This window comes from Mastigocladopsis repens PCC 10914, from assembly GCF_000315565.1.
In the GTDB taxonomy this organism is placed as follows: domain Bacteria; phylum Cyanobacteriota; class Cyanobacteriia; order Cyanobacteriales; family Nostocaceae; genus Mastigocladopsis; species Mastigocladopsis repens.
In genome coordinates, this window is the sequence record NZ_JH992901.1 from 2,846,865 (window position 1) to 2,870,470 (window position 23,606).

General features: G+C 43.4%; 16 protein-coding genes. 4 read left to right on the forward strand and 12 right to left on the reverse strand.

What is annotated here, in order from left to right; translation table 11 throughout:
• Positions 1–170: 170 nt before the first annotated feature.
• The 5 genes from pcrA to MAS10914_RS0114875 form a co-directional block, all read right to left on the reverse strand.
• The gene (gene pcrA / locus MAS10914_RS0114855) at positions 171–2,513 is read right to left on the reverse strand and encodes a DNA helicase PcrA (protein ID WP_017316732.1); all 2,343 of its coding nucleotides are present in this window, start codon (positions 2,511–2,513) and stop codon (positions 171–173) included.
• Between the two features lie 137 nt (positions 2,514–2,650).
• On the reverse strand, positions 2,651–2,842 hold the full coding sequence (locus MAS10914_RS0114860) for a hypothetical protein (protein WP_017316733.1): 192 nt from the start codon (positions 2,840–2,842) through the stop codon (positions 2,651–2,653).
• Positions 2,843–2,939: 97 nt separating this feature from the next.
• Positions 2,940–4,664, reverse strand: a complete 1,725-nt coding sequence (locus MAS10914_RS0114865; protein ID WP_017316734.1) for a sensor histidine kinase — start codon at positions 4,662–4,664, stop codon at positions 2,940–2,942.
• A 695-nt stretch (positions 4,665–5,359) separates the two neighbouring features.
• Positions 5,360–6,622: a methionine adenosyltransferase gene (gene metK, locus MAS10914_RS0114870; protein WP_026082560.1), complete on the reverse strand. Its 1,263-nt coding sequence runs from the start codon at positions 6,620–6,622 to the stop codon at positions 5,360–5,362.
• Between the two features lie 335 nt (positions 6,623–6,957).
• Positions 6,958–7,962, reverse strand: coding sequence for a phosphoribulokinase (locus MAS10914_RS0114875; protein ID WP_017316736.1), 1,005 nt, complete (start codon positions 7,960–7,962; stop codon positions 6,958–6,960).
• A 1,152-nt stretch (positions 7,963–9,114) separates the two neighbouring features.
• Between MAS10914_RS0114875 and petH the strand changes: the two genes are divergently transcribed.
• The 3 genes from petH to MAS10914_RS0114895 all read left to right on the forward strand — a co-directional run bounded on the left by petH (position 9,115) and on the right by MAS10914_RS0114895 (position 13,044).
• On the forward strand, positions 9,115–10,404 hold the full coding sequence (petH, locus tag MAS10914_RS0114885) for a ferredoxin--NADP reductase (protein WP_017316738.1): 1,290 nt from the start codon (positions 9,115–9,117) through the stop codon (positions 10,402–10,404).
• A 184-nt stretch (positions 10,405–10,588) separates the two neighbouring features.
• The gene (locus MAS10914_RS0114890) at positions 10,589–11,887 is read left to right on the forward strand and encodes a homoserine dehydrogenase (RefSeq protein WP_017316739.1); all 1,299 of its coding nucleotides are present in this window, start codon (positions 10,589–10,591) and stop codon (positions 11,885–11,887) included.
• A 137-nt stretch (positions 11,888–12,024) separates the two neighbouring features.
• Positions 12,025–13,044: an S-layer homology domain-containing protein gene (locus MAS10914_RS0114895; RefSeq protein WP_026082561.1), complete on the forward strand. Its 1,020-nt coding sequence runs from the start codon at positions 12,025–12,027 to the stop codon at positions 13,042–13,044.
• Between the two features lie 181 nt (positions 13,045–13,225).
• On the opposite strand, the gene MAS10914_RS0114900 is transcribed toward MAS10914_RS0114895, so the two are convergent.
• From MAS10914_RS0114900 to MAS10914_RS0114915, 4 genes are all read right to left on the reverse strand, one after another.
• The gene (locus MAS10914_RS0114900) at positions 13,226–13,672 is read right to left on the reverse strand and encodes a CAAD domain-containing protein (RefSeq protein ID WP_017316741.1); all 447 of its coding nucleotides are present in this window, start codon (positions 13,670–13,672) and stop codon (positions 13,226–13,228) included.
• A gap of 579 nt (positions 13,673–14,251) precedes the next feature.
• Positions 14,252–14,707, reverse strand: a complete 456-nt coding sequence (locus MAS10914_RS0114905; protein ID WP_017316742.1) for a pentapeptide repeat-containing protein — start codon at positions 14,705–14,707, stop codon at positions 14,252–14,254.
• A 423-nt stretch (positions 14,708–15,130) separates the two neighbouring features.
• Positions 15,131–16,003, reverse strand: coding sequence for an S-methyl-5'-thioadenosine phosphorylase (locus MAS10914_RS0114910; RefSeq protein ID WP_017316743.1), 873 nt, complete (start codon positions 16,001–16,003; stop codon positions 15,131–15,133).
• A 99-nt stretch (positions 16,004–16,102) separates the two neighbouring features.
• Complete coding sequence (locus MAS10914_RS0114915; protein WP_017316744.1) at positions 16,103–17,593, reverse strand: peptidoglycan-binding domain-containing protein; 1,491 nt, start codon at positions 17,591–17,593, stop codon at positions 16,103–16,105.
• A 573-nt stretch (positions 17,594–18,166) separates the two neighbouring features.
• On the opposite strand from MAS10914_RS0114915, the gene MAS10914_RS0114920 reads away from it, so the two are divergent.
• Positions 18,167–20,131 carry a TAXI family TRAP transporter solute-binding subunit gene (locus MAS10914_RS0114920; RefSeq protein WP_017316745.1) on the forward strand — a complete coding sequence of 655 codons (1,965 nt, stop codon included), beginning with the start codon at positions 18,167–18,169 and terminating at the stop codon, positions 20,129–20,131.
• Between the two features lie 160 nt (positions 20,132–20,291).
• Here MAS10914_RS0114920 and MAS10914_RS0114925 read toward each other — a convergent pair whose 3' ends face one another.
• From MAS10914_RS0114925 to MAS10914_RS0114935, 3 genes are all read right to left on the reverse strand, one after another.
• A complete protein-coding gene (locus MAS10914_RS0114925) occupies positions 20,292–20,846 on the reverse strand; it encodes an SH3 domain-containing protein (protein ID WP_026082562.1) in 555 nt (184 codons plus the stop codon).
• Between the two features lie 398 nt (positions 20,847–21,244).
• Positions 21,245–22,783 carry an AAA family ATPase gene (locus MAS10914_RS0114930; RefSeq protein WP_017316747.1) on the reverse strand — a complete coding sequence of 513 codons (1,539 nt, stop codon included), beginning with the start codon at positions 22,781–22,783 and terminating at the stop codon, positions 21,245–21,247.
• Between the two features lie 226 nt (positions 22,784–23,009).
• On the reverse strand, positions 23,010–23,588 hold the full coding sequence (locus tag MAS10914_RS0114935; protein ID WP_017316748.1) for a Uma2 family endonuclease: 579 nt from the start codon (positions 23,586–23,588) through the stop codon (positions 23,010–23,012).
• Positions 23,589–23,606 lie beyond the last annotated feature (18 nt).

Below are 23,606 nucleotides of genomic sequence, written 5' to 3' on the forward strand. Positions count from 1 at the left end.
GCTGCTCTCCGCAACGCAGTGTCCTCCAGATGCACACAGATAAATTATCTGTGTTTATCTGTGTGCATCTGTGGTTCTAAATATCTTTAAACCGGATTGAGTGCAAGAAGTCTATTAGATAAAATAATTGTAGAGACCAGCCATGGCGCATCTCTATAAACTGAAAATTTTCACTCCACTCGTTGCAACTGTGCAACCCTTGGATCAATAATTTTTTGACCCAAACTGTCAAATTTAATCGCTAGAGAAACTTTATTTCCTGCTCCAAAAATGTGAGTGATTTCTCCAACGCCAAAAATTTTGTGCAGAACTTTTTCGCCTACTTGCCAACTCTCAGCAGTTCCTTGTTTGCGTTGGGTTGTACGTTGCGACGAACTACCACCAGCACCTTTCGTGTAAGCAACAGTGTTTCTATGTCGAGTCATTAATAATTCTTCGGGTAATTCGTCAAGAAATTGCGATCGCATGGCTGGTTCCCGAGTCCCGTAAAGGCGGCGTTCGCGGGCATGGGTTAAATACAGCCGTTCTTGGGCGCGAGTAATTCCTACGTAGCACAGGCGGCGTTCTTCTTCCAAAGCTGCTGGATCGTTCATTGAACGGTAGTTGGGAAATAGCCCTTGTTCCATTCCTACCAAAAACACAACAGGAAACTCCAACCCCTTGGAAGCGTGTAAGGTTAACAGTGAAACTGCTGTTTGTCCTTCTTTTAAGTTATCCAAATCGGAACTAAGTGCAGTACTGGCAAGGAAGGCTTGCAGGGTAACATCATCATTTTCCTCTTCAAATTGCAGCACCGCGTTGAATAATTCTTGGACGTTTTGCAACCTGTCTTCTGCTTCATCCGTACTCTGTGTTTGCAAGTCTTTGATGTATCCAGAGTCTTCCAACACCCCTTGCACAAGTTCAGAAACTGGAACCGTCTCCATTTGTTCTTGCAAGTTACGAATCATCTGGGCAAAGCTATTGACAGCTTTCGCAGAACGTCCTGCTAATGTATTTACTGATGTTTCATCACTTATGATTTCCCACAGAGTTGTGCCTAATTCTCTAGCGGCATTATTCAATGCATCGATGGTCGCTTTACCAATCCCGCGCCGGGGAGTATTTATGACTCGCGTTAAACTCAGTGTATCGGCTGGGTTGGCGATCGCCCGCAAGTAAGCCACTATATCTTTAATTTCTTTGCGATCGTAAAACTTCACGCCGCCAACTACTGTGTAAGGAATATTACTACGAACTAATAACTCTTCCAAAGGTCGAGATTGGGCATTCGTACGGTATAATACGGCAAAACTACCCCAATTCAACTCTGGATGCTGATTTTCTAAAGTGCGAATTTGGTTGATGACAAAATCTGCTTCGGCAATTTCATCGTCTGCTTTGTAACAATAAATCTCCTCACCTGCACCTCTTGTTGCCTTGAGGATTTTATCAATACGTTGGGTGTTGTTTTCAATCAGTTGGTTTGCTGCTTGCAGAATATTTTCGCAGGAACGATAGTTTTCCTCCAGCTTGACCATTGTGCGCGTATCTTCATCCGGTAAGCCGTCGCCAAAGTCTTGCTGAAAGTCCAACAAGATGGTAAAATCAGCCATTCTAAATGAATAAATTGATTGATCAGCATCACCCACCACCAAAACTGAACGGTCTGTCCAGTCCCATTCACTCTTTTTAGTTTCACCATTTGTGGCTAACAGGTTGATGAGATTGTACTGAGTGCGGTTGGTATCCTGATATTCATCTACCAGGATATGGCGAAACTTGTTGTGCCAATAACCCAAAACCTGCTCGTTTTGCTGGAACAATCTCACAGGAACGAGGATGAGGTCATCAAAATCGAGGGCGTTGTTTTCTGCGAGTCGGCTTTGATAGTAATTGTAAACTTCTGCAATCACCCTTCCGCGATAATTGGGTTGCTCCCTCTCAAATTCTTTGGGTGATAAACCTTGGTTTTTAGCGTTACTGATAGCGTAACGGACAGAACGAGGTTCAAACTTTTTGTCGTCTAAGTTAAGCTGTTTAGTGACAATTTCTTTGACAACGCTTTGGGCGTCGGACTCGTCAAAGATGGAAAAATTCCGCGTCCACTGGCGTCCTTTTTCGTCTTGGTATTTTTCGATATCAAAGCGGAGAATGCGAGAAAATAAACTGTGAAAAGTACCGCACCACATATCTTTGATAAAGGTTTTCCATACTTTCGACTTGAGCTTGGTTTGGTCGTATTCTGGCAACAAATCAAACCGCTCATTGTATTGAGTCATTGCCAAGTGTTCGGCAAATAACTTCTGAATACGTTCTTTCATCTCCCGTGCGGCTTTGTTGGTGAAAGTCACCGCCAGGATGTTTTCTGGATCAACACGGTGTTGCAAAATGAGGTTAGCAATGCGATAAGTCAGCGCTCGTGTTTTGCCGGAACCCGCACCAGCAACAACGAGCAGGGGACCGCAGTAATGTTCAACAGCGCGGCGTTGACTGGGGTTGAGGTGACTGAGGAAGTCAGTGGTTGTTGTCATGGGCGTGAGGAGTTCTTAGGAGGCTGGTATCGCTTAGCTTTAAATAGAGTCAGTACAGACAAGGTAGCTAATGCTTAGGCTACACTATCCTAACGAAACTCCATCAATCAATGAGGAATGCAAAAAGTTGACAAGAATTACCTTCGACTGCGAATACCTGCCAGAATACCCGAACCAACTGACAACAGCACTAAAGCCCAAATGACTTCTTTGGGAATGTTCTTCAACACTCCAAAAGCTTGTAGTAAAAGAACTATAGCTAAAATCACCAGCAGAATACCAGCAATATACAAGAAAATAGTGACACCAAGGTTAGGGGGTCGATTCACAAGCTTCACTCCTGGCTATTGGCAACAAACAAATTGCAGTCCCTATTGTGGCATGGGATGCAGACCAGTTATCCCTGTATAAATAATGCCTAGCAACTTATTCCCTAACTATAAGTGGAAGGCGAACGGTAAAAATTGATCCTACTCCGGGTTCACTTCTGACAAAAATTTCACCACCCATCATATGGCAAAAGTGACGGCTAATTGCTAACCCTAGTCCAGTACCACCATACTTTTTCGTTGTCGAAGCATCCCCTTGGGTAAAGGGTTGAAATAGCTGCTGCTGTTGATGATAGGACATACCAATGCCTGTGTCTTCAACAGTAAATGTCATGATTCCAGGAGCATGGTTCCCGTGTATGTCTAGGATTTCCTTCTTGACCGTGAGCGTCACCTTGCCGTTAGTGGTAAACTTGGCGGCGTTGCTCAACAGATTGTACAGTACCTGCCTGAGCTTAGTTTGGTCGGTGTACATGATGCCAAGTTCCCCATCAAACTCCACTGCTAAGACATTGCTATTTTTCTCCACCAAAGGCTTGACTGTGAGAACAACGTTATTTATGAGGGTGGCGAGTTCAAATGTCTCTGGGTAGAAAGTCATTTTCCCCGCTTCAATTTTTGACAAGTCGAGGATGTCATTGATTAATGCCAGTAAATGCCTACCCGCACCATTGATAGATTCAAGGTCATCAATAAAATCTTCTGACATTCCAAAATCAATAGCATCGTCGCGCAGGAGTTGGCTCAAGCCAATAATGGCATTCAACGGTGTGCGTAACTCATGGCTAATATTGGCAAGAAACTGACTTTTTGCTTTGCTGGCTGCTTCTGCAAGTTCTTTTGCTTGTTGTAGTTCTTTTGTACGCTCTGATACGCGTTCAATCAGACGATTGAGAGATTTGGCTAGTAATCCAATTTCATCTTCGGTGCTGACAGGCGCTCGCAAATTAAAGTTAGATTTTTTCGCAACCTGTTCGGCGACTTGAGTGACCAGGATGACTGGTTCGGCGATCGCCCGAGAAGTACGCCATGCTACTATTGCGGCTACAGCTACCGACAGCAGCATACTAACTATAGCGATTAATCTCTCGACTCCTTTTGCTACCTCTACATCTTTTGCTCTTTCCCGCTCTTGCTGTTGTGCTCGTTGCAAGCGATCAGTCAATCGTTGACGTATCTCATCTAGGCGTAAGGCTGTTTCACCAGTCATAATTGTCAGCAACTCGTTTCTTACTGAGGAGATCTGCTGTTGCTGTTGTTGCTGCTGGTCTAGTTGCTGCAAAATTGACTCAATTTGATTAACGTAAGAGTCTAGGTTAGTGGAGTAATCCTTCAATATAGTTCTTATAGTGTCTTCCGTTGCGGCTAACTTTCCTGGCTTGCTGTCTACGAATTCCGTAATTTGTTGCTTAATGTCGTTGGCTTTGTCAACACTCTTTAAAAATTCGGCTTTTTTACTAGAAAGGCGTTCCGGATCTTCTACTACAGCAACCAGGTTTGAGCTATGCAATTGTGCCTCTGTCAACGCATCCTTGTAGTTCCCAAGCATTTGCGTTTGAAACTGGGCATGCCCTAATTTCTTAGTTTCTATCCCCAAATAAAAATTGGATATGACCAACCCAGTCAGTGAGCCTAAAAAGCCAATCCCGATTGCTAGAAAGTACCCATAGCCAATTTTCTGATGAATGCGCCAAGAACTTGCCTTAAGTTTCCCTCGGGAGGGAAATTCTATAGTTGGGAGTTCGTCGGTCGAGGGCTGATCGGCTGACACTTGTTTTATTTCCGAATTGCTGTCAACAGCGGTTGGCTTTTGAGTTTGCATTCCTCAAATCTCCTTGCCCTCCCGCGAAAATCACAGTATTTGTATCAAAGCTAAGATTTTGTTCAATTTGTGATTAACACCTACTACATTATCATTATCTTCTTCGTTAACAGGAGCAAAGCGATTATTAACTTAAGGATAAAGTTTGATGTATGAAATCAAGGCTAAAATTTAAAGGATAAAATATAAATTTTTTATAAATTGTCTTTATCTTAACCTGTAGAAAGCAGCCGCCCAAAAGGCGTTTGCATCTTTCATCCTTTTTGAGAGATTGTACTTGCTTGTTCCTTTTGGCTTATTTTTAGCCGTTGACAAGCATTTCTGCCCTTGTCGCAAGCTATGCTCTCTTTTTACAATTGTTTACATCTTTTATTTTTCACTTCTCCTTCAATCACGAGTCGTTAGCACGACTCCTATTATATTTGAGGAGTTTTAATATGAACGTTAACGACATTTATTTGCTGTAAACAAAAGTCACCTTCATCGGGCAATAGGATGCTTCTTTCGGCAAGAGTATATAGTCTGTTGCCACCGTGGGTAGGGTAGCATACTATCACAAATACTGTCACTGCAAGGTCTGATTCTAAAAAACCTTAAAAAATGTTTTATGAAATAGCCCCCCGAGGAGCGGGGGGTTGGGGAAATCAGATGAGCTAGAAGTTAAACGTATTTAGGCTCCTAACTCTTCACTGTACTTATACAACCGCTGCTGACAGTAAATTATTAACTGCTTGCTGCAACAGTTCCGCCTTATCGGTACGCTCCCAAGGCAAGTCTAGATCGTTGCGCCCAAAATGACCGTAAGCCGCGACGTCCTGATAAAAACGTCCGCCTCGTTCATTTGGCAATTTGCGTAAATTAAAGGCATGGATAATGCCCGCCGGACGCAGTTCAAAATGCTTTTTGACCAATTCCAGCAAGATTTGGTCATCGACTTTGCCTGTACCAAAGGTTTCCACCATAATGCTGACTGGTCGTGCGACACCAATAGCATAACTGAGCTGGACTTCACATTTTTCTGCTAGCCCTGCGGCGACAATATTTTTCGCCACATACCGACAGGCGTAGGCTGCAGAGCGGTCTACTTTGGTGGGGTCTTTACCAGAAAAGGCTCCACCACCGTGTCGTGAGTAGCCACCGTAGGTATCAACAATGATTTTACGTCCGGTCAGGCCAGAATCTCCCTGAGGACCGCCGATGACAAACTTACCTGTGGGGTTGACTAAAAAGCGAGTTTGCTCATCTGGCTTAACATCAATGTCTCCAAATACAGGTTCGACCACCGCTGACCACAGGTCTTCTTTAATCTTGGCTTGCACTGCTGCTTCATCAGTGATATCACCAATGGTAGCTGTATGTTGGGTGGAAACCAAGATGGTATCGATACCTACAGGTCGTCCGTCTTCATAGAGTATGGTGACTTGCGTTTTCCCATCAGGACGCAGGTACGGTAAATCACCTGTTTTACGAACTGCAGCCAGTCGGCGAGCAATGCGGTGAGCCAGACAGATAGGTAAAGGCATCAATTCTGGTGTTTCGTTACAAGCGAAGCCAAACATGATACCTTGGTCGCCTGCTCCAATTGTGTCGAATAGTTCATCACTATTCTGCTCGCGGGTTTCTTGAGCAGTGTTCACACCTTGGGCAATATCAGGAGATTGTTCGTCCAACGCTACAATCACTGAGCAGCTGTTAGCAGAGAACCCGTTATCAGCGTGTGTGTAACCAATCTCGGCAATTTTTTTGCGGGCGAGATTCACATAATTTACATTGGCTTTGGTGGTAATTTCACCAGTGATTAATACTAAACCGGTATTAACCACAACCTCAGCAGCAACACGACTACTAGGATCTTGTGAGAGTAGGGTGTCTAGAATGGTATCAGAAATCTGATCGCAGATTTTATCTGGATGCCCCTCAGTAACTGACTCGGAGGTAAATAGATAACGACGAGACAAGTGTAATTCCTCCATAGAAGGTTTTTCAACTGACTAAACGTTTTCGTTTAGTTCAGCCACTTTAATCTGCAATCATAACAAGATTTCTACAATCACACTTCGTAGTTATGCTACTTTCACAAAAATTACTACCTAAGACTGATTATTTTAAAGATAGATAAAAGTTAGGCTACTTTGTTATCCTTGTTGAGGGAATAAGCGACAGCGGACAGGGATGGGAAAAATCTAAGCTGAATGAAACCTAAAATCTGTAACCTTTTCCCTATAGATATATAAAAATCGGGGGACACCCGTAAGCACCCCCAACAGCTTCGACACAAACACAGCTACTTTAACTACACCTTAGCAGCTAGCTTTGCTTCCTTAGATGTCAAACGTTCGTAGGCAGTACGCATTTTCAAACCTGTCAATACTTGGAACAAACCAGTCCCATTGTTAGAACCTGGATACTCGCGGTGCTGGAGTAACAACTGAGTCATCTCACCTTTGTACTTGGTGGATGTCTTGCTCAGATGAGTTTCGATGTAAATGACTTCTTCCAGGTTGTCAAATTGACCATCTACCTCTAACACAGAGACATAGCGACCGTAGTACACATCAGAGCCATAGTACAGTTGCATACCAGGGTAAGAACAGGTCAGCTTGCGTCCGCAGGGAGTCCATTGAATTGTTGACCCTTCATCAAAGAGGTAGACTGGGTCAAAGCCTTCTTTTCCTTCCCGCTGGAGCATACGTACCCGCAGTACTTTGCGGTCTTTGTCGTCTTTTATTAAGTTTGTGGGCAATACCTGGAGAACCACATCAGCAAACTCTCTTTGTGGTTCAATATACTTTGTAAAATCAGGTTTACGGGAATTGATTTGAGCTAAGACATCTTCATAGCGGTGACCACGTTCTGCCATGTCTCGCTGGATTTTCCAGGCAATTTTGACTTCATCGCTGATATCGAAATACACGCTGAAATCGATGAGTTCGCGCACCCGCTCATCATATAAAGGATGCAGCCCCTCAACGACTACAATGTGATTTGGCTCGATTCGTTCTGGTGGGTCGATCATGCCGGTCTCGTGGTTGTAAATCGGCTTATCAATTGCTCGACCTTCCTTGAGCGCTTTGATTTGCTCATACATCAGGTCAAAATTGTTTGCCCTTGGGTCTAGTGCAGTTATCCCTGTTTCTTTGCGCTGCTTACGGTCTAAGGAATGATAGTCATCTAAGCAAATGACTGTCATTAACTCTTCACCGAATAAATCTATCAGACGACGCAAAAAAGTAGATTTACCGCACCCGGAGTCTCCAGCTACTCCAATCAATACCACGCGTTCCGGCTTACTAGTCATAAATCTCCCCTAGATACTAAAGATGAATCAATCAATAATTTTTCTTACAGCAATTCTCAAGCCAGGAGTCTACCCCAATGGTTTATCCTGTGTTCTCGCCTCCAACAGCGCTATGACAGAGTAGACGGCTAACAACACAGTAGCGGCAGATACCCGTCTGACCAATCTGAATTCGTTGCTGCTAAGTATTTAATCCTAGTGTTATATTGGATTGTAACAGAAGGAAGTACTCCATACAAGGCTTGTTGGTATTTCCTTTCAATTACTTTTCCACTCAAGTAAGGGCTGATTAAAGTTTTTACAACCACCCATAAGTGGCTTGGTAATGTGAAGTCTTTGCTTGTGACTCCATATAGATAACAAGTTTATATGGAAGTTTTTTCTTTTCAATTTTTTTGGTACAGAAAATAGACACCTTTGAGTTCTCATTAGAGAGAACTTATCCAGATATTAAATCAGGAATTTATCAAATGATTGAGCAAGTGACGAAAATAGCAAGATTTTTGCCAGCAATGCGTATATTCACAAATATGATATTGAGCGTTCTTGCATCACAGTAATAGTGGTTGACAGATTTTTCACATCAAGTAAAACTTATTTTAGTTGCTTATGTGAGGTTTCCCTCTATCAGAATTCGCAAGCTGGACTTTGCCCCATTTATGGAAATACCCATAATGGAGGATGCAAATTCAGCCAATAATCTTCTAAGTAAAATTCCCAAAAAAATTTTCTGTGGAATATTGGGATGCAAACAAAATTGGGGAAGTAAAACTAATCGCATTCATACCTTCTGTGATTGGCACTTTCCAAGTTAAGCATCGCTGAGGGGTATATACCTAATGAGGAGTCATAAGCCATCTCCCTCTTAAGGAGGTGCTACTTCAAGAAAACTTCAAGAAAAAAAGATTAAATTGACTCATTATTAACATTCTCCAAAGGACTTATCCTCTACCTTAGAAGGTGAACGGGTGTGTGTTTTACTATGCCTGTAGGTCTTTGTTGAGTGTACGTAGCAAGGTATTGACAGGGGCATATAGCTTTCCCGAGGTGCCAGTTTTCAAAAGCCCAAAATCAGGTAAACTAAAGCTGGCGTGTCTGCCGGGAAGGGTTTTTTTGAGAGTAGGTTAAGTAGACATCGGAGTGGTAGAAGGAATGTACATTAAAGGATCTGTTGAAGGTGCTGCCAACACAGAATCAGGTAGCCGCGTTTTCGTGTACGAAGTAGTGGGTCTGCGTCAGAGCGAAGAAACTGATAAAACGAACTACCCAATTCGCAAGAGTGGCAGTGTATTCATCAGAGTACCTTACAACCGCATGAATCAGGAAATGCGGCGCATCACTCGCCTAGGCGGCAAAATTGTTAGCATCCAGCCTATGACTGCTTTGGAGCAACTTAATGGAAAAGCCTCCACAGCAAGTGCTAACAGCGAAGCCGAGACTGCTAGCACTCAAGCAAATGGTAAAGCCACACCTGTAGCTGAACAACAGCCTAAGAAAAAGGACAAAGAAGGCAACACCATGACTCAAGCGAAAGCCAAAAAAGATGCCCACGCTAACGTTCCCGTAAATATTTACCGTCCGAACGCTCCATTTATAGGTAAATGCATATCTAATGAAGCGTTAGTACAAGAAGGCGGAATTGGTCTTGTTCAGCACCTTAAGTTTGACCTTTCTGGTGGTGATTTGCGGTACATAGAAGGACAAAGTATCGGCATTATCCCACCCGGATTGGATAAGAACGGCAAGCCTGAAAAACTCAGACTGTATTCGATCGCCTCAACTCGTCATGGCGATGATGTGGATGACAAAACAGTATCACTTTGCGTCCGCCAGTTGGAGTACAAGCACCCAGAAACAGGGGAAACAGTCTACGGTGTTTGCTCTACATACCTGTGTAACCTCAAACCAGGGGACGACTTGAAAATCACGGGTCCGGTGGGTAAAGAAATGTTGTTACCCGCTGATGAAGATGCCAAAGTTATTATGATGGCGACAGGAACGGGTATCGCGCCTATGCGGGCTTACCTGTGGCGGATGTTCAAGGACAAAGAAAGAGCAGCTAACCCAGAATACCAGTTTAAGGGGTTTGGATGGCTGATTTTTGGTATTCCCACAACTCCCAACATCCTTTACAAAGAAGAACTCGAAGAAATACAACAGAAGTATCCCGATAATTTCCGCCTCACTTATGCCATCAGCCGCGAACAGAAAAACGCCCAAGGCGGCAGAATGTACATCCAAGACCGCGTGGCAGAACACGCAGATGAACTGTGGCAGTTGATTAAAGAAGAGAAAACCCACACATACATCTGCGGTTTACGAGGTATGGAAGATGGTATTGATGCAGCGCTGACTGCTGCTGCTGCAAAAGAAGGTGTCAGTTGGAGTGATTACCAGAAAAACCTCAAGAAAGCTGGTCGCTGGCACGTAGAAACCTACTAAGTGCTGAGTGCCGAGTGCTGAGTTTTGAGTAGTTTTTAGTAGGGTGGGCAGTACCCACCCTACAATTTTTATTTATATTTATGAAATGTGTTGAATTTTGAGTGCCAAGTAAAAAAGTACTAATGACTTATAACTACTCAGCACTCAGGACTCAGCACTCAGCACTGAATTTGGTGTAAGGCTTGTGGGTGTAAAGCTGGGAATACTGGGATTAGGCACTGTAGGGACAGGTACGGTGCAATTGTTACAAGATAGGGGTTTTCGTCACCCGTTGTTACAGGAAGTAGAAATCTACCGTGTGGGAGTGCGATCGCCTGACAAACTCCGCGCAGTCACACTGCCAAAGTCCGTGTTGACAACAAATTTAGAGGCAATTGTCACTGACCCAGAGGTAGATATTGTTGTCGAGGTCATAGGTGGACTGGAACCAGCGCGATCGCTCATCCTCAAAGCCATTAAAAGTGGTAAGCATGTGGTAACTGCTAACAAAGCAGCAATTTCCCGTTTTGGTGATGAAATCTTCAGCGCTGCTAACCAAGCTGGAGTATACGTCATGCTGGAAGCCGCCGTCGGTGGTGGTATTCCAGTGATTCAACCCTTGAAGCAGTCTTTAAGTGTCAACCGCATTCACACCGTCACTGGCATTGTTAACGGCACGACTAACTACATCCTCACGCGGATGCAAACAGAAGGCAGTAACTTCAGTGATGTTTTAGCTGATGCCCAACGCTTAGGTTATGCTGAGGCTGACCCAACTGCTGATGTGGATGGCTTAGACGCCGCAGATAAAATCGCCATCCTCGCATCATTAGCCTTTAGTGGACGCATTAAGCTGGAAGATGTCTATTGTGAGGGGATTCGGCAAGTCAGCAAGACAGATATTGCCTATGCCGAAAAATTGGGATTTGTCATCAAACTCCTTGCAATTGCAAAAAGAGCCACCCTCTCCCCCTCATCTCCTCCCCCCATCTCAGTCAGAGTCCATCCCACCTTAGTCCCTAAAACCCACCCCCTAGCCAGCATTAACGACGTGAACAATGCCATTCTCATTGAAGGCGAACCCATCGGACAGGTGATGTTTTTTGGTCCTGGTGCTGGTGCTGGGGCAACAGCTAGCGCTGTATCATCGGATATCTTGAACCTAGTAGCAGTACTCAAAAATAGCACAGCAGCACCAAATCCACTGCTTGCTTGCGGACATCAAGACTACTGCCAAATTGTGCCGATAGCAGAACTGGTCACCCGATTTTACGCTCGTTTTCTTACAAAAGACCAACCTGGGGTGATTGGTAAATTGGGAACTTGCTTTGGCAATCACGGAGTCAGCTTGGAGTCAATTGTCCAAACAGGTTTTCAGGGAGAACTGGCAGAAATTGTTGTTGTCACTCACGATGTCCCAGAAGGCGGTTTTCGACAAGCATTGACAGAAATTCGTACCCTCACAGCAGTAGATAGCATTCCCAGCTTGCTACGAGTGCTTTGAGAATATAAGGTTATGGGGGGCAGGGTACAGGTTACAGGGAAAATTTAACGAATCCGTAACTGCACAGTTGTAAGCTATTACCTAAAACCCATAACCTAAAACCCATAAACTATTCCCTTTCCCCTATTTCCTAAAAGATGACAAATATGCGTCCTTCAGATCCGAAGTCATCTCAAACGAATACCCTTGGCTTTGATGAATTTATTGGTATTCTTGTTGCGTTTACAACCATCGGATTTATTCTATTTTGGTCATTTTCCCGTAGGGATTCTGGTTGGAACATAACTAGTTTGGTGTCACCCTCCCCTACTCCCTCTGCTTCTTCTATAACTCCGGTTATCCCTACTACTCCTGAGCAACAACTTTCATTTATTATTCCTGGTGTTAAACCAACAGTAACTCGATCGCCAACTGATGAGAATACTTTTAAAGATGAGTTACCTCCGGTTTCTAATTTATCCCCAGACCCGTTACAAACAGAAGACCCGTCATCATCTCAGACGAGAACTACAGAACAATATTCTGTGATCCCTCCTGGTGAAAAATTGCCAACAATTCCCCCACCACTCGCTTTTACAGATGTACCTGCTGAGTTTTGGGGACGACGTTTTATTGACGTTCTTTCTTCTCGTGCGATTATCAAAGGCTTTCCTGATTACTCCTTTAGACCTAATCAGCCTGTAACCCGTGCTGAATTTGCTGCCATTGTGCAACAAGCCTTTGACAAAAGACATGGTGGTACTGCAACAAATTTTAAAGATGTAGCAGCAGAATTTTGGGCAACTCCAGCGATTAACCAAGCCCTCAGTACTGGATTTTTAAAAGGCTATCCAGACACAACCTTCAAACCACAGCAAAAGATTCCGCGAGTACAAGTTTTAGTTGCTCTTGCTAGTGGGTTGAATCTGAAAGTACCTCCTTCCCCAGCTAAAGTTTTAAGTGTCTACAAAGATGTCAAAGATATTCCTAAATACGCCCTTGATAAAGTAGCAGCGGCTACAGAAAATGGTCTTGTGGTGAACTATCCAGACCCACAAGTCTTTGCTCCAAATCAAGAAGCTACCCGTGCTGAGGTAGCTGCTATGGTTCATCAAGCTTTGGTGCGAATGGGAAAATTGCCATCCATCAAATCTCAAAGCATTGTGACAGCGCGTTGATAGGCTTGGCAGTACAAGCAAAATTCAACAACCTCATAAACCAAAAGCCTGCGTAGGCAGGCTTTTTTATTTTAGCCCCAGACTTCCGGTCTGAGGGCGTAAAATTAGGGAGGCAAAACTTCAGAAGCAATTGAGAGCGCATCAGCCGCAATGGCTGTAGCACCGCATCAATAGCAGCTATTTAGCCTTCTTGAACTTTGCCAACAACTTGTGATTTAAGCGTTGCAATTTCATTGGTTAACTCTTGCCGATTTGAAGCTTTGAGTAAATAGCGGTAAACGAACCATGCAGAGTAACCAATACCAATTAGTTCAAAGGTAGGTGCTACTAAGGGAATATCATTCAAAGCATCCAATACCGCCAAGACCACCTTCACAGCAACAATTGCTGTCACAATCAAACCAACACTAATCAGGGGCTGTTTGTATCTATTAAAAAAGCTTCCTAGATAGTCGGGCAGTGTCGCTAAAAAGCCAGAAACTTGTTCTCCGTATTTTAGCCATTGCTCTTGAGACTGCGCGCTTGGCTGGACTTTGGTTATGCTTCCTGTTTGGTTGTTAATGGTTGGCATTGTTGCCTCTGGAGACTTAGTTTCCACAATTTCCGGTTCTTGCATTTGGGCTTCCATAATTTTCACGAGGTAGTTACTTTTATAACCACAATGCTGTTAACTAGGCGTTGCACCACCGCATCAGCACAACTGACTTCAGGGTACAAATAGGCTCTAGTTGTCTATAACCATAATTGTCCCTCAACCACTACTTCATCAACTACAAGGTAGAGAGCTAGCCAGAGAGTAGCAGTCATATCCTAGTAGGATGACTTGAAAATAGCATTCTAAATTCATTTTTTGATGAACTAGAATCCTCAATCTAGGATTATCCCACGCCGTGTGATTAGTCATGGCACTCATCTAAGTGCAAATCGTGCCAAAATCACTCCACCTTTCATTTATACTAGTCTAAATGCCGATTTTACCCGATATTTAAGCTATCTTAAGCTGTTATCCTCAATCAACACATTTATGTACTATTTATCCCTAATAAAAGTTATTACTTATACTGAATAGACACTAAAAATAAGTTGGGTCTTCAAAAATCTTTATAGTAGTTGGCGCTAAAGCGCTTTAGCGCCAACTACGAACCTATTAATTCAAACTTGACAGAGTACTAGTCCCTACTTCCAATTATTGAAGGTGCGACAAGTTCTATTTCCAATCGGGAATTTCTGCATCTTCACCACCGATGCCGATACCTGTGTTAAATATTTCCGCATTGGTAATATTGAGGTCATTCATTGACGCCCCATACACATTGGAGTCATGAATCGTAGCACGAGTGAAATTCGCACGGTTAAGATTGGCTTGCTTGAAATTAACATTTGTTGCGAAAGCTGACGTTAAGTTGGCTCCAGCCAAATTAGCACCCGTTAGATCAGCGCCTTCAAGATTTGCCTTTGTCAGATTGGCTCCCTTGAGATTTGCATCTCTCAAGTCAGCACCAATTAAATGAGCACCACTGAGGTTTGCTCCTGATAGATCACACCTAGTACATTCCCCAGTTGAAATTAGCTTTTGTACGTGTTGCGGATTAGCAGCCTTAACTGAAGTCGTTAAGAGCAGGGGAGTTGCTAAGGTTAGAGCTGCTAGAAGTTTGATTTTCATAATATTTTCCCCTTTTTGATACAATTTGCTTCCGTTTTCTCCTCACAGTTCTATTATCGCCTCTAGAGGTATTTCTGGCGCTAGATTGACGACATAAGTACGTTGTGAGTTACGTCAGCTTTTTTTGTGATGGTAGACAAGGCATCTTAGTTTTGAACTATTACTGTATACACCGTATCCATCCACCACTGACAAAAATAATAACACCCGGTTTCAGTGGTAAGTTCTGCCCTGGGGTATTAATCAATATCTGCTATGAGACGTAGATTACAAAAAAGGTAGCTTCTAAAAGCTTTCTTACTTTATAGGTATTTACAAGAAAAGAAACACCCTAATAGTACTCCTACCAGGGTGGTATCACTTCTTGCTGAAAAACGACAAGAAATAATTGCAAATAGGTTTCGTATTATGTTCGGTTCATTTCTACATATACTTTTTCAACAACAACCCCAACTTCTCCTTAGTGGCTGCTGGAGCCTTCTCCAGGTTGGTCAAAATCGCGTGCTTTAACGCCGAATGTGCATCACTTGAGGGTGGGTTGTCGCTCAGACGCCCCACCGTTTCTTGAATGACTTTCTGAGCATTGACTGCATTTCGCTGCAAATTAGCAATAACCATGTCCACCGTCACGCTATCGTGATCTGGATGCCAACAATCGTAATCTGTCACCAGTGCTAGGGTGGCATAGGCAATTTCTGCTTCCCGTGCTAACTTCGCCTCTGGCAAATTTGTCATGCCAATCACCGTTGCACTCCAGCTGCGGTAAAGATTTGATTCCGCTTTTGTCGAAAATGCTGGTCCCTCCATACACACATAAGTACCGCCACGATGCAGAGTAACATCGGGTAAGTTTAGAGAGGCGATCGCCTCTGCGACAACCCCTGCTAAATTCTTACAAACTGGATCACCAAAAGCGATATGAGCAACAATTCCCTCACCGAAAAACGTTGAAACCCGATTTTTCGTTCTATCAATAAATTGATCGGGAACTACCATATCCAGTGGTTTCACTTCTTCCTTCAATGAACCAACAGCTGAGGCAGAGATTAAATACTCCACACCCAGTTGCTTCATTGCATAGATATTGGCGCGAAATGGCAACTCGGAAGGTAACAGCGTATGATTGCGACCATGACGCGCTAAAAAAGCGACTCGCGTACCTTCTAAAGTTCCCACTATTAAAGCATCAGACGGTGAACCAAAGGGCGTTTGGACTTGCACCTCTTCGACATTTTTGAGGGCATCCATTTTGTATAAACCGCTGCCACCAATAATTCCAATACGAGTTTCTGCCATTATCTTTCAATTTTGTTAGAAGTGAGCAATAGGGTTAAGAGTTAAGACTCAGGAGTTTGAAATCTTAACTCATCACTCTTAGCTCATAGCTTATAACTTTTAGAAGTAATCTACTCGTGCATCTAACCCACGCGAACGTAACCATTTAGACAACTCTTCCGCTTGTGAGCGTTCTCTAAATTGTCCAGCATTTACATAACGACCCAGTCTAGATTCAGCGGGGAAAGCTTCAGGAATATACTGTCGCACTTCGTTCAAAGTCTCGTTCCTAGAAATCGGTACGACCACGACATAGCGATTCTCCTGCTTAGGATTCCATCCTGTAGAATTGTTTGGATTATTGCTTAACCCTAATGCTTGCCAGGTTTGAAAATTGACAGACCCAGTTGTTTCGAGCTGATAGTTTCGCTGAAATTGAGTGACAGCATCTCTAGTTGCTGGACCATAGTAACCTGTGACATTACCGTTAAAGAATCCTAAATTCTGCAAACGTTGTTGCACAACGCTAACTCGTTGACTCCTCTCACCTAAACAAATATCTCCGGTTGTTGTTGAACAACCATAGCTTTGCCCATAGCTTTGTCCATAGCTTTGTCCATAGCTTTGTCCATAGCTTTGCCCATAGCTTTGTCCATAGCTTTGTCCATAATTTTGTCCATAACTTTGCCCATAGCTTTGCCCATAATTTTGTCCTCCTGCTAGAGCTGTCGTTATTGCTCCTAGCGTTTGTGAGTCTGCAATACCGTTGGGTGCTATTCCATAATCTCGCTGAAAACGTGCCACAGCGTCTTGGGTTGTTGGACCAAAATAGCCAGTTGGATTTACCCTAAAGTAGCCCAACTGCTGCAAATCCTGTTGCAATTCTCTTACTTGACCACCTGAGTCACCCAAATTCAAAGCATTAGGCAAGCTATCTCCACCAATGCCATTTGGGGAATTATTATCAGGGGAATTATTTCTATTAAGACTCAGACGTATTGCTTCTTTTGTTCTGGCACCGGCAACACCATCAGCACGTATTCCACGCGCTTGCTGGAATCTAATAACTGCTTGCTGTGTTTCTGAACCAAAGTAGCCTGTTATCGGACCATTAAAGTAACCTAAACGCCGCAAATTCTGCTGCAATCTGGTGACGGCTTGACCTGTGCTACCTGGTTGCAGATCACCGCTAGTATTCCCACTAGGTCTTCTACTTTGACACTGAGATTGTAGCAATTGTTGAGTTCTAGGACCGACAACTCCAATAGCTGGTAGTCCATTTGCTCGCTGGAACCGAATGACAGCATTCTCAGTTAAGGAAGCAAAATTGCCTGTCACCGGACCATTATAATAGCCCAATCTGCTCAAACACCTTTGGATTTCTGAAACTTGAGATCCACTACTTCCTTTCTCAAGTGCTGAGGCACGCTCCGCTATACTGAGAACTGCCAAAGTCAGTGTTACAGATAAAAGGTGTATTGCAACACCGCTAGACAGTTTTTTCCAATTTAACTCAGCAAAAAAATCGAAATTAACTCGGACAGGAACATCCTCATTTCTTGCTGATGCCTCGTTAGCTGAGACAAGCTGAAGAAAACCAATTTTTTCCATAGTTGTTTCAAGTTGTTAGTTTAGAGAATTTCCCTGTTGTGAATTTAACCGCATACAGGGCGTTCGTCAGTTGTTTGTGTATACAATTATTCACAAACTTCTGTGATAGCCAATCCTCTACAATTAGTTTTGTAATAATTTAAATTTTATTTATCCAGTGATTTCACGGTTGTCGGGCAAAATTTTTGCTGTTTGATACGTTACATAAAGAAAATCTTAAAAAGACTATTTACGACAGTTTCATACAGCAAGCAACTAAGCCCTCATTTGACTTAATTGCATAAAGTGACTTATAAAAAAATATACCAGTTTCCTTGGTAAAAAAACTTTTCTACTTTTTCCGAAATCGACAACTGCCTGGTGGTAGTCCCTATTAGAAAAACAGAGTATACAACCCTATACTTGTGTCCTGCGGAAACTTTTGCGTATGCTCCATGCTACGCCCACAAGTATCTGATTTTTAGGTATGGATGGTAAAACACTTTACTCAAATGTCCTTTAGAGTTTGGCTTGGAGTAAAGTGAGTGTCCGCACTCATCGAAGTTCCACACTTTTACCAAAAAAGGAAAACCAATGAAGCGCCGCATATGGTTCATCATTCCATTTGGTATTGGACTGATTATTTTTTTGGGTATTAGTTTGCTTATCTTCCCTAAGGAAGATAAATGTCTAAAGATTGCAGCTGGGCTACCAGGTGGAGACAGTTATCTCTTTGCAGAGAAGATGAAAAGTTTAGTAGATGAAAATTCTTCTGAACAAGAATTTGATTTGACCACCTTTTTGTGGTCGCGAGGCAGCAAGATTTGTCTTACTGTCTTAAACAACCCTGCTCCTCCTCAAGGGACAGAAGAAAACCTGCAAAAGTTAGAAAATAACGACGCACAATTAGCGACGGCACAAGCGGATATTCTGGTGATGAAGGACTTGCCTACCTTGTGGTCAGAGAAAAGTAAGCGTGTGGTTCTAGATTCTGTAGCACCGTTAAAGCAGGCTCAAGTTGTAACCTTGTTATTTCCAGATATGTATCAGTTAATCGTTAGAGCTGATTCTAATGTCACAAATGTCTCTGATTTAAAGAATAGGTCGGTTGCAATGCCACCACAAAAAGGTGGTCAAATCAAGTCCTTTGCATTTCTCATGCAACATTACGGTTTGATAACAAAAGACCAACAGTTAGTCAGACTGGTGGAAATTGATGAGAAAAATGGAGACATAAAAAAAGCCTTGTGCGAAGAAAAAAAAGTTGATGCGGTGTTTTACGTCCGTGCTATGGGCAATCAAAAAATCCGTGAACTCCTCACAGATGAAAAATGTCAGGTGCGGTTAGTGTCAATTGACCAAGCCGCCGCGATAAAAATCCAAAACCCTTATTTGGAAGAAACGGAAATCCCTAAAGGAGCTTACCGAGGCGGAGAAAATCCGATTCCCAACAATGGACCTGACAATATTCCCGACTACCAAAAGCAAAAAATGAAAACGGTGAGTGTGCAGAGATTACTCTTAGCACACAAGGATGTCCCTACAAAAGTGATTCACCTTCTTACTAAGATTCTGTACGAGCATCAACAGGAACTCGTGAAGGAAATGCCGTTGGCAGCCAATATGAGTCCCCCTAACAATTTTGAAGGAATTGGTTTGCCCATCCATGAAGGCGCACAAGTATACTACGACCGGGAAAAACCTTCTTGGTGGGAGCAGAATTCGGGAGTTATAGAGATTATCATAACTCTGATTGTTAGTTTTGCGATTCCCGTGGTTTCTTGGATTTGGTTGCGGTTAAAACAGCGTGAGCAAAGGCGCAAAAATAAAGCTGATGACTATATCCGAGAAGTGACTGTCTTGATGGACGCTTCAGATGGTGTTCAGGCAGTCATTGAATATCTAAATGCTAAGGAATCAAATGACACTGATAAGTTGAAAAAATTGAGTGATGTCATTACTGAAAAAGCTGCCAAAATCTTAGTTGTTAAAAGAATTGCCCAGCTTGATCATAGTGATAAATTGATTTCAAATGATTCGTTGAAGTCTTTTAGCAAAACTTGGCGGAAAGTTGTTAACGCAATTGAAAAGATACCTGAAAACGCATCAGAAGAAATTTTTCATGGGATTCCTCAAAAAGCAATAGAAATTTTAGATAAGTCTGATAAAAGACGTTTGCACAACCAGTTTCGGCAAAAACGTTTGCACAACCAATTATTGTCCTTGATTCATGGCTGGTGGCAAAAATTTTTTGGCTCAATATCTTTAGATGAATTACAAAAAATTGAAAACGAAAAGCTTAAGGCGAACTTAAATGAAACTCTCCAAAATGCCTTAGCTCCTAAAGATACGCGACAAACTTTGCAAGAACCATCTCAGTTATCTCAGTTCAAAGAATCCGAAAGTCTAGAGATCTGGCGAGACTTGGATGCCATTTTCAAGCGAGCCGTTAATGCCTTGGTTGAGGAAAGAATTTCACAAGAATCATTCCAATCGTTTAGGGTAGTTTGGCAGATTGCAGTAGGTGATGTTGATCAGGACAGTCAAGGTGGAACGTGATCCATTTATGCATACGGTTAGCAGTTACGCGTAAATGTTTTACTGTTAAGTAGGTCGGCACAAATAAAGTTAACTCGTTCAGATTAGTCATTAGTCCTTGGCAGGAGTTTCCGGTGTTTTTACATTTCTTAACGCAGTTCTGTTTATTTTACTTATCTACTTATTGGTTTATTTGCTCCGGCTGTTCTGTCTGCTGCAAATCCTCTTGATCAACTTTCTGGGTATTACCTGCTTTCACCCAACCTTCTTGTTGACTTTCGCCATCTTCTAAGCGAATCTTTTGCCAGGTGTTATCTTCACTTTGTTGCAAAACGATAACTCTTGAATTAAAACCAACTCCACCAATACGTTCAGCATCTTGGTTCGGTTCTGCTCGCACAATCAAGCCTTGATTCCAAGTGACACGCGCTTGATAAGCTCCTGGTGGTAACGGCTTCGGGGATTCAGTAGCCTTAGGAGATGTCGTGGGAGTGGGGGTTGGTTTAGGAGAAGCTTCACCCTTAGCCTCAGGTTTAGAAGCTGCTTTGGTTGCTTTAGCCACTGGAACTTTTGGTTTTTGCCCTTTCACAGAGGGGCTATCATTGGCAAAAATGGGTTTGGTGGGGGGTGCAGAGGTTCGATTCATGAAATACAGAGCAGTAGCAAATCCGCTACCAGCTAAAATAGCGATCGCCAATAAAATTCCTAGTGTATATTTCAGTACGTTAACAATCATCATAGTTATAACCTCACCCTACAAATCTATGAATTATAAATTATGAATTATGAAAATTTTTAAGAAGAACTCAGAACTCAGGAGTTAGAACTCAGCTTTAGTTCTGTATGAGTGGGTCATGAGTCTGCGGTTAAGATCGGGCTTCTCCTTACGCAGAGGCTACGGTAACGTCCCGCTACGAAGCGCCTCCCCTTGAGGACAAAGCCAATGTTAAACTTATTCCTTCTTACAACTCTATCTCCTGGTGGGTGGAGTCCCAAGCTCAGTTCTGAGTTGTATATTCTGACTCCTTTTTAGCATTCATAATTCATAACTCCTGATTGCAACTGGCGTTGAATGCGATGGCGTAGCGCGCCCTATGCGCCAAGATGCCGGAGGCATCTTGTCCTGAGTGCAACTCAGGAAGAGGGTTTTCCTCCAGAAAACCCTCTTCGCATATACGGGCTATCGCTCAAAGGACTGTGTTTGGAAGCCAGACGCGCTCTACCAGCCGCCGCCCATTCTTGCAGTTTTTGAATTTGCTCGACGGCGGTTCGTGCTAAAGGTATAATCTGACTGGCGGATTCTAAAATGTCATCGGTGGTGAAGTCCCGATTTTGACTAAACCCGATGTGCATTGCTTCAATCAAAGTTTGCTCTATTTCTGCTCCTGAAAAATCAGGCGTTTCATAAGCTAACCTATCGATATCGTAATCTTTTAAGTTATGGGCACGCAGTCGAGATAAATGCACAGTAAAAATTGCTTTTCTCTCTTCTTGAGTCGGCAAACCAACAAAGAAAATTTCATCCAACCGCCCTTTTCGCAGCATTTCTGGTGGTAGCGCTTGGATATCGTTGGCGGTAGCAACAACAAACACAGGTGAGGTTTTCTCGGCTAACCATGTAATAAATGTACCAAAAACCCTGCTAGTAGTTCCCGCATCACCTTTGCTACCAAGCCCCGAAAAGGCTTTATCTATCTCATCAATCCACAAAATGCAGGGAGCAAGAGCTTCGGCGACTTGTATCATTTGTCGCGTGCGAGATTCCGACTCACCCACCAAACCCCCAAACAATCGTCCCACATCCAGACGCAGCAAAGGTAAGTGCCAATGATGGGCGATCGCCTTTGCAGTTAACGATTTTCCAGTTCCCTGAATTCCCACCAACATTAAACCACGGGGGTGCGGTAATCCGTACTGTCGCGCCCTTTCGGTAAATGCTCCACCCCGACGGAGGAGCCAGTCTTTCAGGTTATCGAGTCCGCCGATATCAGAAATTTGCTCAGTGGCTGGGTAAAAGTCGAGTATTTGGGTTTGGCGAATCGTTTGGCGCTTTTCTTCCAAAACTAGATCCACGTCTTCTGGTTGCAGTTCCCCGTGGGTAGCTATTGCGCGTGCCAAAACCCGACGAATGCGTTCCATCGATAGCCCTTGACAAGAGCGCACCAAATCATCCAATATTTTACCAGAAAGGGAGTTACCAGTCCCAGCTAACAAGCGTTCCACTTCCGTTTTAATTTCCGCTGCTGCGGGTAAAGGAAATTCAAGGACAGTAAGAACTTCGGTTAAGTCGTCAGGAATAGCAATTCTTGGCGACAGCAACACAATATTTTTCGGTTGGGACTTGAGGAGTCGGGCGAAGTTGCGGAGTTTGCGGGCGATCGCCACATCTTCTAAAAAACGATGGTAATCTCGCAGAATAAACACCCCAGGCGCAGAAGCTGGGAGTTTTTCGACTAATTCCAAAGCTTGTAGAGGGTTACGCCGCCCAAACCCCGCATCGTTGGGATTGCCTTGATAACCATCCACAAAATCCCAAGTATACACTGGACGATTACCCTGGTTCGCTGCTTCTTCGCGGATAGCGGCTTCCACCCGTTCCTCTTCGTAAGTTGGAATGTAGATTAAAGGGTAGCGGGCGCGTAATAGGAGTTTAAACTCGTCACGGAAGCTCATAAGTAGATGTTTGGAGTAAGTTGTTAGTTCTTTCTCTCATTGTTCAGGTTTGTCATGCTTCTAACAACTCATTCACCCTGACTTTTCACGCCATGTAGAAAAATCCACGAAATACCTAACCCCCAACCCCTTCCCTACGAGGGAAGGGGAGTAAGACTCAAAGCCTCTCTCCTTGTAGGAGAGAGGTTTGGAGAGAGGTTTTCCACAGCAGAAGTGAAAAGTCAACTCATTCACCAACCTTACCTGCTGCTAAAACTTGTTCTACGGAAAGAGTCAACTCTGGGAAAGTGCGAGAGGCGATGCACTGCTTACCTGTAAAAACAGATTCTTCATACAGTCCTTCTTCCAACAACAGGACTGTCACTTTTCCTTCTAGGGGATCTACTATCCAGTACTCTGGAATTTCCAAAGCAGCATATTCAGAACGCTTATAGCGATAGTCGCGTTTGATAGACTCTGGGCTGATGATCTCCACAGTCAGCAGTGGTGGCGTTTGACAAACAGCAGATTCATCCAGCATATCTGTCACTTGTTCCGCAGCCACGACACAAACGTCCGCTAGTCTCGACTTGCGCCATCCTGTTCTAATCCCAGCCTCCCGAAAGCACAGCCAAGGTAAGCCAAGACGGCGAATTTCTCCATCCAACTGTCCTTCAATAAACTTAGCAATCAAAATATGCCTGAACGTTGGTGGATTCATCAGTTCTAACCTACCGTCCACCAGTTCATAGCGGTTATCAGTATCATCCTTATAAGCGAGATATTCCTCAAAGGTGAGCAAATGTTGGGTAGTAGTGGATGTCATCAGACAACCTCTGTCATA